This is a genomic window from Acidovorax soli, assembly GCF_014207955.1.
In the GTDB taxonomy this organism is placed as follows: Bacteria; Pseudomonadota; Gammaproteobacteria; order Burkholderiales; family Burkholderiaceae_C; genus Acidovorax; species Acidovorax soli_A.
The window spans coordinates 781,117-797,593 of the sequence record NZ_JACHLK010000001.1 but is presented as its reverse complement, the minus strand read 5'-3'; the positions used below and the strand labels follow the sequence as shown (position 1 = coordinate 797,593).

Genomic DNA, 16,477 nt, shown 5'->3' with positions numbered 1-16,477 from the left:
AGACAAGTGTATGCCCGCGTCGCTGATATGTCTTTGCGTTGTGTGCCGCATTTAGGCTATTCTGAGAAAGGATCTTTCTCAAACCAAGCACTTTGTGAACACTCTCGACAAATTCGATCTGGCCATCCTCAACGAGCTGCAAACCGATGCCCGCCTGACCAATGCCGAGCTGGCCCAGCGCGTGGGCCTGTCGGCCGCGCCCTGCTGGCGCCGCGTGCGTGCGCTGGAGGAAGAGGGCTTCATCAAGGGCTACCGCGCCGAGATCGACCGCAACAAGATCGGCCTGGGGGTGCTGGCCTTCGTGCGGCTCGATGCCGACCGCAGCACCGGCAACCTCACGCGCGAGATGGAGGACGCCATCGCCCAGATCCCCGAGGTGATCGCCTGCCACTACATCAGTGGCACCGGCACCTTCGAGCTGCAGGTGGTGGCACGCGACCTGGAGAGCTTTTCGCAGTTCGCGCGCAATGTGCTACTGAACCTGCCCAATGTGAAGGACATGCACACCAGTTTCTCGCTGGGCGAGGTCAAGGCCAGCGGGGCGCTTCCGCTCACACACCTGGCCCGGACGAAGTGATGGCGCTGCTGATTTCGCAGCAAATCGCGCTCGATGGGCATGCGCCAAGGTCTCTTTCGGACGGATATCGGCGCTGACACGCCGCGGTAACAAGGCGTTCGGGCGTGCACTCACCACAGGGTGTGCTGTATAAGCCTGCGACGCCACTGCACAACCACCGCGGAACCACCCAGCTGCCGCGCGCCCCCCCTGTACGACCGGGGCGCTTTGCCGCAATGCCCAGGGGGTTGCACGTTGGCCGGTGGGGCTAAAAATACGGTGGCTTCTATCGCACAGGCAGGCGGCCTGCCGAGGGAAGTCCCAAAGAGGGAGCGAGCGGCATGATCATCTGGGGCATTTTTTGGGGCGCGGTGCTGGGTTCGTGGTTTGGCGGCCATGGTGACTTCGGACCGTTTGTCGGCGCCATCCTGGGCTTTTTTGCCGGCCTGTCGTTGCGCTGGGCGGTGCGCTCCGCCATTCGTACGGAGTTGCAGGCGCAGGCCGCGAAGGCTGTCGCCCCGCCCGCTGCGTCGGCGCAAGCGGCGCCCTCGGCCGAAGACCGGGCACAGGTGGCCCCGCCCTCACCGCCCCTCCCGCCGGTGCCCCAGAACACAAGCCCGGACGCGGACGATCCGTTCTGGACGGGCGAACCCACGCCGCACGGCCTGCCGCCCGTCCCGACCTCGGCCTCCACCTCGGCTCCGGTGCCTCCCCGCCCCGATGAACTTCGCCAGCCCGCCCCACCCAACCCCTTGGAGCAGGCCGTGCTGGCCGCCAGGAACTGGCTGCTGGGCGGCAACACCATCGTGCGGGTAGGCCTGGTGATTTTGTTCATTGGCCTGTCCTTCCTTGCGCGGTATGCCGCTTCGGCCGGGCTGTTGCCGGTCGAATTCCGCCTGGCCGCGGTCGCGGCGGTGGGCATTGCGCTGCTGGTAGTGGGCTTTCGCAAGCGCGCTGACAAGCCCGCTTTTGCGCTGGCCCTGCAGGGCGGTGGCGTGGCGGTCATGTACCTCACCGTGTTCGCCGCCTTCCGGCTCTACGGGTTGCTGCCACCGCTGTATGCCTTTGGTCTGATGATCGCGGTCTGCGCGGCCAGCTGCGCGCTGGCACTGCTGCAGGACTCGCGCGCACTTGCCGTGGCTGCGTTTGCCGGTGGCTTTGCCGCCCCCATCCTGCTGTCCACGGGCCAGGGCAGCCATGTGGGCCTGTTCAGCTACTACACCCTGCTGAACCTGGCCATTCTCTTCATTGCCCACAAGCGCTCCTGGCGCATGCTCAACGTGGTGGGCTTTGTCGCCACCTTCGGCGTCGCTTCGGCATGGGGCGCGCTCAAGTACCAGCCAGAGCACTACGCCAGCACGCAGCCCTTTCTTGCGGGCTTTGTGCTGATCTACCTGTGTGCTGCCATCCTCTATGCCCGCAACACGCCCACCAAGCTGGGCAATGCCGTGGACACCATGCTGGTCTTTGGCACGCCGCTGGTGGGTTTTGGTCTGCAGGCCGGGCTGGTACAGCCTTTCGAGCTGGGCGCCGCCTTCTCCGCCATGGCCTTTGCCGCGTTGTACCTGGTGACGGCGACCGTGTTGGCGCGCCGCGCGCTGGACAGCTGGCGCCTGCTCGTCGAATGTTTCATTGCCGTTGGCGTGGGCTTTGCCACACTGGCCGTGCCGCTGGCGCTGGACGCGCAATGGACGTCTGCGGTCTGGGCGCTCGAAGGCGCAGGCGCTTTCTGGGTCGGCATGCGCCAGGCCCGCTGGATGCCACGCGCCTTCGGGCTGGTGCTGCAGGTCGTGGCCATGCTGGCTTTCCTGGGCAGCACCTCCAGCATCTCGCCGCTGCCGCTGGTCAACCCCGCCTTCCTGGGCGCGTTGCTGATCGCGCTGCCCTCGCTGCTGCTGGCCTGGTGGCTGCGCCAGCCGCTGCCGCACAGCGGCTCCGCCTGGGCCCGGGGTTATGCGGGTGTGGAGGCGCGGCTGTCCAACCCGGCCTATCTCTACGGCTTTGTATTCTGGTGCCTGGCCTGGCTCATGGAAATCACGCGGCATGTGCCCGGCCTGGAAGCGGGCCAGTGGCCCACGCCGGTGTTCTCCGAACAGGTGACCGAACTGCTGGCCATGCTGGCCGTCGTGCTCAGCGCCGCGCTGTCGATGGTGCTGGGCCTTCGCACGCGCTGGGCAGTGGCGACCTGGCCGGCGCGCGGCACCATTGCCGTGCTGGCGCTGGGGTGGGCCGTGCAGGTGGCCGACGGCTACCGCGTGCTCGCCACCCCCGCCTGGGCCGTGTGGCCCGCCGTGCTGGCGCTGCATGTGTGGATGCTGCGGCAGACAGACCAGCTGCAGCTGGCGGCCGATGTGGATGGCAAGCCGGGTGCGCCCAGCCCGCTCGCTGGCTGGTTCCATGCTGCCACAGCGTGGCTGGTGACTTTGCTGCTGGCCGACTGCCTGTGGTCCGGCATCGGCAAGGCTGAGCTATGGCACACCTCTTGGGCCGGTGTGGTCCTGCTGGTCAGCGCCATTGCGGTGTTGGTGCTGCTGGCGCTGTGGGCGGGTCGTGGCAACCGGCCGGCAGCGCGTGCAGCGCTGCCTTGGCCGCTCAACCCGCATGCCGAGGCCTACTACTGGCTGGCGGCCCTGCCCATGGCGGTGATGGTGTTCTGGGGCGCGCTGTTGGCGGCAGTGCATTCGTCGGGCCACACCGCGCCGCTGCCCTACATTCCACTGCTCAACCCCACCGACCTGACGCTCGCGCTCGCGTTGGGCGGCCTGGTGTTCTGGCGGCGGGCACTGCTTTCGGCGCTGCCGCTCCCGGCCCGCTCGGGCTGGGTCACCGGGCGCCATGCACTGCTGGCATTGGCGCTGCTGGCCTTCATCGTGATCAACACCGTGTGGTTGCGTGTGGCCCACCACTTCTTCGGCGTGCGCTGGAATGCGTCGGCGCTGTTCGACAGCTTCGTGGTGCAGACCGGCTACGCCATCTTGTGGACGCTGCTGGCGCTCGGCATGATGGTGCTGGCGCACCGGCGCATGCAGCGGCCGCTGTGGCTGGTGGGCGCAGGCCTGCTGGGCGGGGTGGTGGTCAAGCTGCTGCTGATCGATTTGTCCAATGCCGGCGGTGCCGAACGCATCATTGCCTTCATCGCCGTGGGTGTGCTCATGCTGGTGGTGGGCTACTTCGCGCCGTTGCCGCCCAAGGCGGCTGCCCGCGCGGAGCCTGCTGCGCCGCCGCTGGCGCCATCGCAACCAGAAACACTCCCATGAAGCCTGCCGCTCTGAACCTGCCCCTGGCGCTGGCCGCTGCCGCCCTGTCCCTGTGTGCCGGTGCGGCCCACGCGGTGACCGATGCCAACGACCCCGCCGCCTACGCCATCCGCCTTCCCGTGGCGCTCGCGGCCGATGCGCCGCTGCAGCGCATCCCGCTGCCCGCCGAGGTGCTGGTGCGCCTGCAAAGCCCGGGTTACGCCGACCTGCGCCTTTTCAACGGCCTGGGCCAGCCCGTGCCCATGGCACTGGCCGGTGTGGCGGCAGCCAGTGCCCCCGAGGGGTCGGTGACCTTGCCCGCTTATCCCATCCTGGGCGCTGCCAGCGCGGGGACAGCAGGGCTGGAAGGCCTGTCGCTGCGCATCGAGGAGCGCCAGGGCCAGCGCGTGGTGCAGATCGACAGGCCCGGCACCGCAAGTCCTGCAGCCACACAAACCGTGTGGGGCGCGTTGCTCGACGCGCGCGATGTGCAGCTGCCCGTGGCCCGCATGGCCCTGGACGCGGATCTGCCCGCAGGCCAACCCGTGACGTTCCGGGTGCAGGCCAGCAAGGACCTCCAGCACTGGCACCCACTGGCCGAGACCGTGCTGTACCGCGCCAGCGCTGCGATGCCACCCACGGCACCAGGCCGCCTGGGCAGCGAGCAGATCGACCTGCAACGGGCCGACCTCAAGGGCCACTACCTGCGCGTGACCTGGGGCGATGCTGTTGTGACCTTGCGCGGCGTCCAGCTGGCTACCTCGGCCCAAACGGGCCCGCGCGAGCGCGTCAGCGCCAGCATGGCGGTGCCGCCACTGGGCAACAACCCGCGTGAACTGGTGTTTGCGCTGCCGTTTGCGACGCCAGTCGCCGCGCTTGAGATCAAGCCGCCCGGCAGCAATGTGCTGATCCCCGTGCGCGTGCTGGGCCGCAACCACCGCGAGCAGCCCTGGTCGCCGCTGGCGAGCGCGGTGGTCTACAAGATGACCATGGGAGGCCAGGAGCAGGCCAGCGGCCCCATCGGGCTGGGCGGCGCCTCGGTGCGCGAGATCAAGATCGAAGTCGACCCCAAGACCCCCGGCTTTGCCGCCGCGCCCGAGATGGCGCTGCAGTTCGAGCCCGTGCAGCTGGTGTTCCTGGCCAGCGGGCAAGGGCCCTTCACACTGGCCGCTGGGCTGCCCGGTGCCAGCGCAGCGGCCAGTGCCTTTCTGCCCCTGGCCAGCCTGGTGCCGGGCTACCAGCCCGCTCAGGAGAACCAGTTGCCCATAGCGCTGGCCGATGCAGCCCGGGCCGACATCACCGGTGGCAAGCTCCAAGACAGCACGCAGGTGCCTGCTGCAGAGGCCAGCGGCGGCATCTCCACGCGCAGTGCCGTGCTGTGGGGCGTGCTGCTGGCAGGCGTGGGGGCGCTGGCGCTCATGGCCTGGCTGCTGCTGCGGCAGACCAGGCGGGCAGGCAAGCACGCACCGGCTGAGCCGACCGATGCGGTGTGAAGGGGTGCCGGGGGAGGGGACAGGCTTGCAGTCGGCTATTTGGCGCTGATCCGGCACGGCCACTCCAACCGGCGCACAATGGCGGGACATGCCACCATTGCCGTCCCACGAAAGCACGCGCAGCGTCGCACCCGAATCCCTCCCCCCTTCCAGCGCCGAGGGGGCCGGATCCGCGCAGGGAACGCCCCAGGCCGATGCGGCCACTCCCCCCGCCGACCCGAACCAGGTATCGCTCTCGCCGCTGGCGCCGCTGTCGGTGCCGGTGTTCCGCATGCTCTGGCTCACCTGGGTGGCCGCCAACACCTGCATGTGGATGAACGACGTGGCGGCCGCCTGGCTCATGACCACGCTCACCACCTCGCCCATCCTGGTGGCGCTGGTGCAGTCGGCCTCCACCCTGCCCGTGTTCCTGCTGGGCCTGCCCAGCGGTGCGCTGGCCGACATCCTGGACCGCAGGCGCTATTTCATGGCCACGCAGTTCTGGGTCGCCGCCGTGGCCCTGGTGCTGTGCGTGGCCATCCTGGCCGGCGGCATGACCGCGCCGCTGCTGCTGGCCCTGACCTTTGCCAACGGCATCGGCCTGGCCATGCGCTGGCCGGTGTTCGCCGCCATCGTGCCCGAGCTGGTGAGCCGGCCGCAGCTGCCCGCCGCCCTGGCACTCAACGGCGTGGCCATGAACGCCTCGCGCATCATCGGCCCGCTGCTGGCAGGCGCCATCATCGCCAGTGCCGGCAGCGCCTGGGTGTTCGTGCTCAACGCCGTGCTGTCGGTGGGCTCGGGCCTGGTGATCATGCGCTGGAAGCGCACCCATGTCCCCAGCCCGCTGGGCCGCGAGCGCCTGCCCAGCGCCATGCGCGTGGGCCTGCAGTTCGTGCGCCAGTCGCCGCGCCTGCGCGCCGTGCTCTGGCGCATCTCTGTGTTCTTCCTGCATGCCACGGCGCTCATGGCCATGCTGCCCCTACTGGCCAAGGGCCTGGAGGGCGGCGGCGCCGGCACCTTCACGCTGCTGCTGGCCTCCATGGGCGCGGGCGCGATCGCGGCCGCCATGTTCCTGCCCCGCCTGCGCCAGGCCATGCCACGCGACGTGCTGGTGCTGCGCGGCACCCTGCTGCAGGCTGCGGCCACGGGCGTCATGGCGATTGCGCCCAATGTCTATGTGGCCGTGCCGGCCATGGTGGTGGGCGGCATGGCCTGGATCACCACGGCCAACACGCTCAGCGTTTCGGCCCAGCTGGCGCTGCCCAACTGGGTGCGCGCGCGCGGCATGTCGATCTTCCAGATGGCCATCATGGGCTCCACCGCCCTGGGCGCGGCCGTCTGGGGCCAGGTGGCCACGCTGACCAGCGTGCACCTGAGCCTGGGCATCGCGGCCGTCACCGGCTTCACCGCCATGGCCGTGGTGCAGCGCCTGGTGGCCGACCGCAGCATCGAGGAGGACCTGAGCCCCTCGCAGGCCTTCAAGGCCCCCGTGGCCCCCACGCCCCCTGAGCGCGGCCACGTGGTCGCCACCATCGAATACACCATCGACCCCGCACGCGCGGCCGACTTCCGCGAGCTCATGCAGGAAAGCCGGCGCAGCCGCCTGCGCCAGGGCGCCCTGTCCTGGCAGTTGCGCCACGACATCGCCGACCCGGCGCGCTATGTGGAGCAGATCGAGGACGAATCCTGGACCGAGCACCTGCGCCGCTTCGACCGCGTCACCGCCTCCGACGTCGCGCTGCGCGAACGCAAGCTGGCCTTCCACATCGGCGACGCCCCGCCCCTGGTCTCGCGCTTCGTGGTGGAGCGCTGAACACCCATGTACCTCCTGATCCTCAGCTACAAGCAGCCCCTGTCCGAGGTGGACCGGTTCGTGCCCGAGCACCGGCAATTCCTGGAGCGGCACTACGCCTCCGGCCACTTCCAGCTCTCGGGCCGCCGGGAGCCCCGCACCGGCGGCGTGATCCTGGTGCGCGCCGCCAGCCGCGACGAGGTGCTCGCCATCGTGCAGCAAGACCCCTTCCACCGCGAGCAGCTCGCGGACTACGAGCTCATCGAGTTCCTGCCGTCGATGGCGGCCGCCGGGCTCGACGGTCTGCGCGAGACCTGAGCTCCTGGATCAACGGGGCCAGAGGACCCACAAGCGCAGGCCCTGCTTGAGCCGCCCGGCGATGTCACCGGCCTCCTGGCCCCAGCCCGTGAAATAGTCGGCCCGCACCGCGCCCAGGATGGCGCTGCCCGTGTCCTGCGCCAGCACCAGGCGGCTCAGCTGCACCTGCGGCCCGCTGGAGGCCAGCCACACCGGCGTGCCATAGGGAATGCTCTGGCGGTCCACCGCGATGGAGCGGCCCGGCGTGAGCGCCACGCCCTGGGCACCCTTGGGGCCGAAGCCGGCCTCCATGCCATCGAGCGTCTCTTCGCGGAAGAACACATAGCGCGGGTTGGCCCAGAGCAGCTCGTTGGTGCGCTGCGGGTTCTGCGCCAGCCAGGCGCGGATGCCGGGCCAGGTGGCATCGCGCGTGGCGCCCTGGTCCAGCAGCCAGCGGCCCACGCTCTGGTAAGGCTGGTCGTTGGTGCCCGCATAGGCCACCCGCACCAGGGTCACCGAGCCATCGGGCTCGGCCACGCGCAGGCGGCCCGAGCCCTGGATGTGCAGCACCATGGACTCCACCGGGTCGCGCAGCCAGGCGATGGCCCGGCCCTGCAGGGCGGCCTGCGCCTCGGGCAGGGTGTCGATCTGCTGGCGCGTGTACCAGGGCTTGCGTGCCCCATGCCCTGCGGGCAGCCGGTACACAGGCACGGTGTAGCCGTTGCCGGGGTGGCGCGCGGCGTCGATCAGGGGCTCGTAGTAGGCGGTGAGCAGGCCCTCGGGGTTGCCCTCGGCCGACTCCACGCGGTAGGGCTGCAGCCGCGCCACCATCCAGGCGCGCTGCTCCTCGGGCGTGGCGATGCTCAGCTGGCGCACCTCGCCACACAGCTGCACGAACTGCGGGGCCGGACGCTCGCAGCTCTTGATCCAGGCATTCCAGGCCTCGTGCAGCGCGTCGTTGGCAAAGCCGGGCAACTCGGCCCAGCGCACCGGGATCCAGCGGCTCTTGGGCTGGGCCATGGCCGGCGGCAGCGGGCCGTTGTCTCCGGGAATGGACACCGCGCCCGGCGGCAGCGCTGGGGAGAGGACCGCGGGGCGGGAGGGACTTGGGGGCGGCGTGCTGGAGCAGGCGGCCAGCGTTCCTACAATCAGCGCCGTCGTCACAAGGCGCAGGAGTGTCAATTTCATGGGGCTGATTTTGCTTGAAGCGCTGCTCGCGCTGGTGGTGCTGGTGGCCATCGTCTGGTGGACCATGTTTTCCGGGCGGCGTGGCGGCGAGCTCAAGGCCCCGGAGCAGGAGGAGGGCGAAAAAGCCTCTCCACCGCCAGGCAAGGACTGAGCGCCAGGCTCAGTGCCCTTGGCGCAGCAGGTTGGCCAACTCCACGGCCGACTTGACCTGCATCTTGTCGAACACGCGCGCGCGGTGCACTTCCACCGTGCGCACGCTGATGTCGAGCTGATCGGCAATCAGCTTGTTGGGCAGGCCCTCGACCACCAGGTCCATGACGTCGCGCTCGCGCTCCGTCAGGTCGGCCAGGCGCACCTGCAGGTCGCTGCGTTCGCGCAGCGCGGCCAGGTGGGCCGCCGATTTCGCCAGCGCCTGCTCGATGCGGTCGACCAGGGCATTGTCCGAGAACGGCTTCTCGCAGAAGTCGAAGGCGCCGCGCTTGACCGCGTCCACGGCCGTGGGCACATCGGCATGGCCGGTGAGAAAGATCACCGGCATGGTCGCCAGATCACCGCGCACGATGAGCAGGTCGAACAAGGCCAGGCCGCTCATGCCCGGCATGCGCACGTCCAGCAGCAGGCAGCAGGGCTGGCGCTGCGCGGGGCGCGACTGCAGCGCGGCATCGAAGGCTTCGGCGCTGTCGAAGGACTCGCTGGGCAGGCGGCGCGAGCGCAGCAGCCAGGCCAGTGCTTCGCGCACGCCCGCATCGTCATCGACGATGTACACGGTGGCATTGGAGACGGGTTCCATCAGGAGGCAGTCGAAGAAGAGGAAGCGGGAGGTTGGTGGACGGGCAGCGTGAAGGTGAATACCGTACCACGGGGTTCGTTGGGCGCAAAGCCGAGGAAGCCGCCATGCTGCTCGATGACGGTGCGGCACAGGCTCAGGCCCAGCCCCATGCCCTCGGCGCGGGTGGTGAAGAAGGGGGTGAACAGGCGCTCGGCCACCTCGGGCTCGATGCCGGCGCCCAGGTCGGCCACGGCGAACTCGATCCAGGCCTGGTGCGCGTTCGACGCGGCGCGGCGCGCGCGGATCTCCAGCACCCGCTTGGAAACGCCGGGCACGTCCATGGCCTGCATGGCATTGCGTGCCAGGTTGAGCAGCACCTGCTCGACCATGGTGCGGTCGCACAGCGCGGGGGGCAGGTCGGCCTCCACCGCCGTGTGCACGCGCACGCCGATCTTGCGCGCCTGCAGGCTCACCAGCGGCATGATGGCGTCGAGCAGCTGCTGCGCGCTCACGGCCTCGCGGGCCTGGTCGCGCCGGCGCACGAAGTCGTGCACGCTCTTGATCACCTTGCCGGCCCGTTCGGCCTGGCGCGCAATGGCCTGCATGGCCATGCGCACGTCCTGCAGGTTTTCGGGGGGGGGAGGGGCAGCGTCGCCCGCGCCCACCGGGGCTTCGAGCAGGTTCATCGAGCCCGTGGCATAGCTCGAAATGGCGGCCAACGGCTGGTTCAGTTCATGGCTCAGCAGCGAGGCCATTTCGCCCACGGTGGCCAGGCGCGCCGTGGCCTGCAGGCGTTCCTGCGAGGCGCGCGAGAGCTCCTCGATGCGGCGCTGCTCGCTCATGTCCAGGAAGGCGCTCATCCAGCCCGTGTGCAGCCCCTGGGCGTTGATCAGCGGCGCCTCGATGATGAGCACCGGGAAGCGCGTGCCATCCTTGCGCATGAACTCCGACTCGAAGCCTTCGCGCGGCGGCATGTAGCCGGCAAAGCGGATGGCCTGGCGCTGCTGGTATTCCTCCACCCGCTCGGGCGGCCAGTACGGTGCCGACGCGCTCAGGCCCAGCAGTTCCTGCGGCGCAAAGCCCACCATGTCGCAGAAAGCCGGGTTCACGTAGGTGATGCGGCCCTCCAGGTCGCGCGCGCGCAGCCCCGTGACCAGCGAGTCCTCCATGGCCTTGCGAAACGCCAGTGCGTCGCCCAGGTCGCGCTCGGCGCGCAGGCGCCGGCGGTTGTCGCGCACCAGCACCACCATCACCGTGACCAGTGCGATGGACATGGCCGTGACCAGCGCCGTGAGCACGTTGGGGAACAGGCTCGGGGCACTGTGCCAGGTGTCCATGCGCAGCACCAGGGTGGCGCCGGGCAGGTCCAGCAGGTGCGTGGCCGTGAACATGCGCGAGCCGCGCCGCGCCGCGCCCAGCACCGCCAGGCGCGTGCCGTCGGCTTCGGTGAAGGAGGCTTCCTGGCTGCGCGTGAGGCCATGCCCCACCAGGTCTTCGAGCATGGCGTTGAGCGCGTAGGTGGCCACCAGGAAGCCGGTGTTGCGCCCGCCCGAGGTGATGGGCAGGCACAGCTCCATCATCTCCGAGCCCAGGCCATCGCCGTGCGGCTGGAAGTAGCTGCTCGAATAGGCCGGCCCGCTCAGGCGGCGCGCATTGGCACAGGCCAGCGAGGCGTCGGAGTGCGCGCTCTCGCGCGTGCCGCGGTCCCAGTACACGGGACGGTAGGGGGTCTGCACCTGCGAGCGCAGCCGCATGCCGGTGTCACGCCATTCCAGACGCACCAGCTCGCGGTGGCCGCGCAGCAGCTCGGAGGCATTCACCTCCCAGGCCAGCACGCCCGGGTCTTCGGCATGCAGGGCCTGCAGGCTCTGCAGGTTGCGCGTGAGGGCCACGCGCACGTCCGAGACGGCATCGGCCGTGTCGCGCTCGAGCCGGCTCTGCACCTGGCTGGCTTCGTAGCGCCCGGCCAGCCAGACCACGGTGACCAGCATGGCCACCACCAGCGCCACGAGCAGGGTCCACAGCGACCAGCGCCGCCAAGCGCCACGCCAGCGCTGCCACAGGGTCTTGCGCGGCTTGCTGCTCACAGCACGCGGTGGCCCAGGGCCGGCAGCTGGCTGCGCACCTCGCGCAGGCGCGCCTTGGCCAGCGTTCCCAGGGCGACGCCGACACCTTCATCGTGCACCGCCGCAATGCCGCCCCAGGGGTCCACCAGCATGCTGTGGCCCCAGGTGCGGCGCCCGTTCTCGTGCACACCGCCCTGGGCCGGAGCCAGCACATAGGCCAGGTTCTCGATGGCGCGGGCGCGCAGCAGCACCTCCCAGTGCGCCTGCCCCGTGGTGTGGGTGAAGGCGCTGGGCACCAGCAGCAGATCGGCCCCGGCCTGGGCATGGGCGCGGTAGAGCTCGGGAAAGCGCAGGTCGTAGCACACGCTCAGGCCCACGCGCCAGAGTTCGCCCTCGCGCGAGCGCAGGTCGAACTGCACGACCTCGTCGCCAGGCTCGATCACCCGGCTTTCGTGGAACTGGTCCTGGCCGTTGTCGAAGTGGAACAAATGGATCTTGTCGTAGCGCGCAACGCAGGCCCCCTCGGGGTTGAAGGCCAGCGTGGTGTTGCGCACGCGCACGGCGTCATTGCCGCGCAGCGGCAGGGTGCCTCCCACGACCCACAGGCCGAGTTCGCGTGCCGCGCGCGCCAGGAAATCCTGGATGGGGCCTTCGCCATGCGCCTCCTGGAGCGCCAGCTTGTCGGTGTCCTGCCGGCCCATGATGCAGAAGTACTCGGGCAGCACGGCCAGCTCGGCGCCCGCGCGCGCCGCCTGCTCCAGCAGGGCCCGGGCGGCGACCAGGTTGTCGTCCAGGTGGGTTCCGGACACCATCTGCAGGGCAGCGACTTTCATGAGGACTCTCCGGTTCGAGGCGCGGTGGGTGATGGCCCGTTGTCCGCGGCATTGCCCGACACGCGCGCGCGCCGGGGCACGCGCACCACGCGCGGATCGGACCAGGATCCGTCGATGCGGAACTCCTGCGTCGCCGCCTCGATCAGCGGGCCGCGCAGGAACACCTGGGCCAGGAAGCTGCCCAGGCCAATCACCGGGTTGATGGCCGTGGCCACCAGCGAGGCCGTCATGGCATTGATCTCGGGCACCACCACCACGCGCAGGTCCTGCGTCTCGCGGTCGATGTCGGCACTGCCTTCCATGAGCACGGCGGCGTTCACGCCCTTCATCTGCAGGTTGTTGGTGGTGGCCACGCCCTGCTCGATGCGCAGGTCGCCGCGCACGAAGTCGAAGGCAAAGCCCTCGCTGAAGACATCGCGGAAATCCAGGCTCAGGCGGCGCGGCAGCGACTGCAGGCTGAGCACGCTGAGCAGCTTGGCCAGGCCGGGGTCGGCCTTGAGGAACTGGCCGGCCTCGATGTTCACATTGACCAGGCCGGTCATGGAACGGTAGTCGGGGCTGAAGGGCGCCCCCATCCAGGCCACCTGGCCCTCCATGCGGCCCTTGCCGCGCCGTATCACCCCCGGCATGGCGAAGCGGGCCAGCAGGTCGCCCGAGTCGCGGATGTCGAGCCGGAAATTGAGCACCGTGCGGCGCTCGCCGCCGCTGCCGCCGGCGCGCGGCTGGTTGAGCAGGGCCCAGTTGCCGTTGGCCGTGAGGCTGCCCTCGGGCGAGGTGATGTTGAACTTGGAGAGGCGCCACTCGCGCGGCGTGCTGTCGCTGCCGCGGTTCTGGGCCTCGATCTCCACCCGGCCGAGCTTGCGGCCGCGCAGCTCGAAGTCATCGACCACGATGTCCAGCGCGGGCAGCGAGCCCGGCTGCTCCTCGAGCAGCGCTTCGACCTGGTTGGCGTCGCTCTGCGGCATGTTCAGGCGCGACAGGCGCGCATAGAGCCGGCCGTTGCCCGAGTCCCCGCCCCCTCCTTCACGGAACTCCACGAAGCCGCTGAGCTCGGCCGCATCGATGTTGCCCTTCCAGACCGGGCCCTCGCGCTGCCCGCCGGCCACCACGTTGTGCAGGGTGCGCCCCTGGGCCGACAGCTCCCGGGCGCGCAAAGCCACGGTGGTGGGCAGGTAGTCCTGCGTGGCGCTGGCCAGCGCGCCGCCCGCAGGCCGGGCCGACGCCGCAGCCGATGCGGCCACCGGGCGCGGCGGGCTGAGCAGGTCTTCCCAGGCATCGATGTCAAGCCGGGCCAGCTGGATGTTGGCCGCCACCCCCTCGGTCGGCATGGGCGCCGACTCCCCGGGCGCCAGGCCCACGCCGATCGCACCGCGCAGCACACGCGGCTGGGCGCCGCTCACGTCGCGGTGGTAGGTGGCCGAGCCCAGGGCACCCAGGTCCACCGTGATCTGGTCACGCAACGGCGGCGCGGTGCCTGCGGCGGTGACCGTGCCGGTCAGTGATTCGCGCGCCAGCGAATTGTCGTAGCGCAGCGGCAGGCTGCTCTCGGCCGTCTTGCCCAGCGGGGCGGGCAGCGCCAGCGCCAGCCCCTGCAGGCTGGTCGTCACCTGCACCTCGGGCACGCCGCGGCGAAAGGCCAGCGCCAGCGTGTAGGGCGCGCTGCCCGTGGCCCGGCCGGCCAGCTGCGACAGCAGCCCCAGCTGGGGCGCCTGCTGCAGCCCTTCGGCCGTGGCCGTGCCCTGTGCGCGCAACTGGATCGCGGCTTCCGTGGCCGGTGCATTGGCGGCCAGGGCACGCATGCCCCCTTCCAGGCGCACATCGCCGCCCAGGGCCCGCGCCTGCATGCCGACCAGCGAGAACCCCGTTTCACTGAACTGCACCACGCCGCGCGCGCGCCCGAGCATGGGCGTATCGGGCGTGATGCGCACGTCGTTGCCGGCCAGGGTGACACTGCCCTGCACCCGGGACTTGTCGATCTGGCTGATGGGCAGGGAAAGCTTGAGCTGGAAGTCGGCGTTGCCCGTGCCGCTGGCCTGCGCCAGGGCGTTGCCCGTCATGCGCGACAGTGGCGAGGTGTTGACCACGCCCAGCAGTTCGGGCAGCGGCCCGCGCGCATCGGCATTCACGGCCACCACGGTGTGCGACAGGTCGGGGATGGAGGCCTCCACGCGCGCGACGCGCACCCCGGGTGTGCCGGCAAAGCTGCCGCTGGCGCCACGCACGTGCATGGAGGAGCGCTCGAAGATCAGCTCGCCCTGCAGCTGCGTGAGGGCTGGCCAGCGCAGCGGATCGTTCGGGTGCAACTGGGGTGGCACAAAGGCATAGGTCACGTCCTTGACCCGCGCGGCGATGCGGAACTCTCCCTGGCGCGGGTCGTTGAACGGGATGTCGTGCAGATCGCCCCGGACCTTGAAGTCCACCGCGCTGGCCGTGCCGGCCGTCACCGCGTCGCGCACATAGTGGCGGGCGTCATCGCCCACCGACAGCGGCAGGTAGCGGTGTACGCGCGTGCCATCGGCCCGCGTGAGTTTGCCCGAGAGGTCGAGCACGCCCGGAAAGCGCGAATGGCTCGGCCCTTTCGCAGGGTCGGAGGTATGCCAGGTCGCGCGCGCCTCGCCCTGGGCATCGGCATTGGCGAACTTCACCTCGTTGGCCTGCACCGCGATGCGCTCGCCCTCCAGCTGCCAGCGCACCTCGGCGCTCAGGCGGTCCAGTGGCAGCAGGGGATCTTCGAACACGCCGGGCAGCAGCAGGGCGCCCGATTCGATGGCGAGCTGGGCCTTGCCGCCGCCCTGGGTCATGTCCAGGTCCACCGTGGCGCCGCGCAGTCCCAGGCGCTGCGCCACGCCGTTGTCCAGCTCCCCGGCCAGCGCCAGGCCCTGGATGCGGCCGCGCACCTGGTATTGCTGCAGCGCATCAAGCGGCCCCTTCCAGGTGGCCTGGATCTCGTTGACCAGGCCCTTGGGTGCGTACTGGCGCACGGCGTCGTGGGCCGTGCTGCCCAGGGGCAGGCGGCTGGCAATCTGCGCCAGGGCCGCCAGCTCCAGCCGGTCGGCGCGGAAATCGCCCTGGGCGGGCGCCTTGGCGGTGGCGTCGGTGTAGACCAGCTTGACGTTGCCGCCGGGCCAGCGCAGGCCATCGTCGGTGGTGAATTGCAGGCCCTGCGTGGAGAATTCGAAACCGCCCTTGAGCTGCCGTCCACCCAGGCGCCCGGCGATGGAAGGCAGCGCCAGGGGTTCCAGCCCCGCTCCCAGGGTGGCATTCACATCGGCCAGGGCCAGATCGGCCGTACCACCCACGATCTGGCCGCTCCTCACGTCGGCCCAGGCGCGCAGGGCGCCACGGCCCTGGGCCACGTCCACCCCTACGTCGGCATGGTGGCGCAGGCGGGACACGTCGACCCGCGCGAAGTCGGCGTAGACCTGGCCGTTCCAGTGCTGCCAGTTGCCATCGCGCGCGCGCAGCAGCGGCGCACGGAACAGGCCGACCAGCGTGAAGCGGTCGCCCCAGTCGGGCGGCGGTGTGGCGTCCACGCGCATGCGGTGGCTCCAGTTGCCGTTGCGCACCAGCAGGTCCACCTCGGTCAGGGCCAGCTGGGGCGCATTGCGCATTTCGTCGGTCCAGCGCAGGGTGCCGCCCTTGATCAGCACCTCGCCCTGCGAGAAGAACCAGTCGGCGGCGCCATTGCTCTCACTGCCGCTGTCCTTCATGGCCAGGCCGGCCACGGTGATGCGGCCATCACTGGCGCGGCGGATGTCCAGGTCCGGCTTCTCTATATAGAGCTGCTCGAAGCCGAAGTTCAGCAGCGAGCGCGGCGACAGGGCCACGACCACGCGCGGCAGGCGCAGGGCCTCGCGGCCAGCGCTGTCCAGCAGCGCCACATTCACCAGCTCCACGGAGGGGATCAGCCCCTCGGAGCGGGCGCTCAGGGCGCCGATGCGCACGGGAACCCCTAGAGCCCGTGCGGCATGGTCTTCCAGCTGCGGGCGGAACTCGCCGATTCGCGGCACAATCCAGCCATGAAGGGCCCCCCAGGCGATGGTCAGCAGCAGCCAGAAGGCGACAAGCAACCCCAGTGACCACCGCGCAAAGCCTGCCACTGTCTTGAGCAGGCGTGAGGGGTGCGGGGTGGGATCGATCATGGTGGGATTGAATGTGGCAGGAATTATGACCCGCGGTGTGCTTGTGGGTTCAATGCGAACCCGTGTTCTTGTGTATGCAGCAGCCCATGGCCCCCTCCTGGCAGCCGGTTGCCATTCCCGCCATTC

11 protein-coding genes are annotated in these 16,477 nt (G+C 70.1%); 6 read left to right on the top strand and 5 right to left on the bottom strand.

Features of this window, described 5'->3' with window-relative positions:
- The first annotated feature begins 94 nt into the window (after positions 1 to 94).
- The 5 genes from HNP48_RS03655 (at position 95) to HNP48_RS03635 (ending at position 7,374) form a co-directional block, all read left to right on the top strand.
- Entirely contained in the window at positions 95 to 577 is a 483-nt protein-coding gene (locus HNP48_RS03655; RefSeq protein ID WP_184855466.1) for an Lrp/AsnC family transcriptional regulator, read from the top strand.
- 320 nt (positions 578 to 897) lie between these two features.
- Positions 898 to 3,813 carry a DUF2339 domain-containing protein gene (locus HNP48_RS03650; protein WP_184855465.1) on the top strand — a complete coding sequence of 972 codons (2,916 nt, stop codon included), beginning with the start codon at positions 898 to 900 and terminating at the stop codon, positions 3,811 to 3,813.
- Positions 3,810 to 5,285: a DUF3999 domain-containing protein gene (locus tag HNP48_RS03645; RefSeq protein ID WP_184855464.1), complete on the top strand. Its 1,476-nt coding sequence runs from the start codon at positions 3,810 to 3,812 to the stop codon at positions 5,283 to 5,285. Before HNP48_RS03650 ends, HNP48_RS03645 begins: the two co-directional genes overlap by 4 nt.
- A gap of 88 nt (positions 5,286 to 5,373) precedes the next feature.
- The gene (locus HNP48_RS03640; RefSeq protein WP_184855463.1) at positions 5,374 to 7,077 is read left to right on the top strand and encodes an MFS transporter; all 1,704 of its coding nucleotides are present in this window, start codon (positions 5,374 to 5,376) and stop codon (positions 7,075 to 7,077) included.
- A 6-nt stretch (positions 7,078 to 7,083) separates the two neighbouring features.
- Positions 7,084 to 7,374, top strand: a complete 291-nt coding sequence (locus tag HNP48_RS03635; RefSeq protein WP_184855462.1) for a YciI family protein — start codon at positions 7,084 to 7,086, stop codon at positions 7,372 to 7,374.
- Between the two features lie 9 nt (positions 7,375 to 7,383).
- Here the strand turns inward: HNP48_RS03635 and HNP48_RS03630 are convergent, their stop codons facing one another.
- Positions 7,384 to 8,607 (bottom strand): murein transglycosylase A, encoded by a 1,224-nt coding sequence (locus HNP48_RS03630; RefSeq protein WP_184855461.1) that lies wholly within the window; start codon positions 8,605 to 8,607, stop codon positions 7,384 to 7,386.
- On the opposite strand from HNP48_RS03630, the gene HNP48_RS03625 reads away from it, so the two are divergent.
- The gene (locus HNP48_RS03625) at positions 8,540 to 8,692 is read left to right on the top strand and encodes a hypothetical protein (protein ID WP_184855460.1); all 153 of its coding nucleotides are present in this window, start codon (positions 8,540 to 8,542) and stop codon (positions 8,690 to 8,692) included. The two genes, HNP48_RS03630 and HNP48_RS03625, sit on opposite strands and share 68 nt — an antisense overlap.
- A 9-nt stretch (positions 8,693 to 8,701) precedes the next feature.
- On the opposite strand, the gene HNP48_RS03620 is transcribed toward HNP48_RS03625, so the two are convergent.
- The 4 genes from HNP48_RS03620 to HNP48_RS03605 are packed head-to-tail and all read right to left on the bottom strand — an operon-like array spanning position 8,702 to position 16,351.
- Positions 8,702 to 9,331 carry a response regulator transcription factor gene (locus HNP48_RS03620; RefSeq protein WP_184855459.1) on the bottom strand — a complete coding sequence of 210 codons (630 nt, stop codon included), beginning with the start codon at positions 9,329 to 9,331 and terminating at the stop codon, positions 8,702 to 8,704.
- Positions 9,331 to 11,397 carry a nitrogen regulation protein NR(II) gene (locus HNP48_RS03615; RefSeq protein ID WP_184855458.1) on the bottom strand — a complete coding sequence of 689 codons (2,067 nt, stop codon included), beginning with the start codon at positions 11,395 to 11,397 and terminating at the stop codon, positions 9,331 to 9,333. The genes HNP48_RS03620 and HNP48_RS03615 overlap by 1 nt, the downstream gene beginning before the upstream one ends.
- A complete protein-coding gene (locus tag HNP48_RS03610; RefSeq protein ID WP_184855457.1) occupies positions 11,394 to 12,209 on the bottom strand; it encodes a carbon-nitrogen hydrolase family protein in 816 nt (271 codons plus the stop codon). The genes HNP48_RS03615 and HNP48_RS03610 overlap by 4 nt, the downstream gene beginning before the upstream one ends.
- A complete protein-coding gene (locus HNP48_RS03605) occupies positions 12,206 to 16,351 on the bottom strand; it encodes a YhdP family protein (RefSeq protein WP_184855456.1) in 4,146 nt (1,381 codons plus the stop codon). The genes HNP48_RS03610 and HNP48_RS03605 overlap by 4 nt, the downstream gene beginning before the upstream one ends.
- Between the last annotated feature and the right edge of the window lie 126 nt (positions 16,352 to 16,477).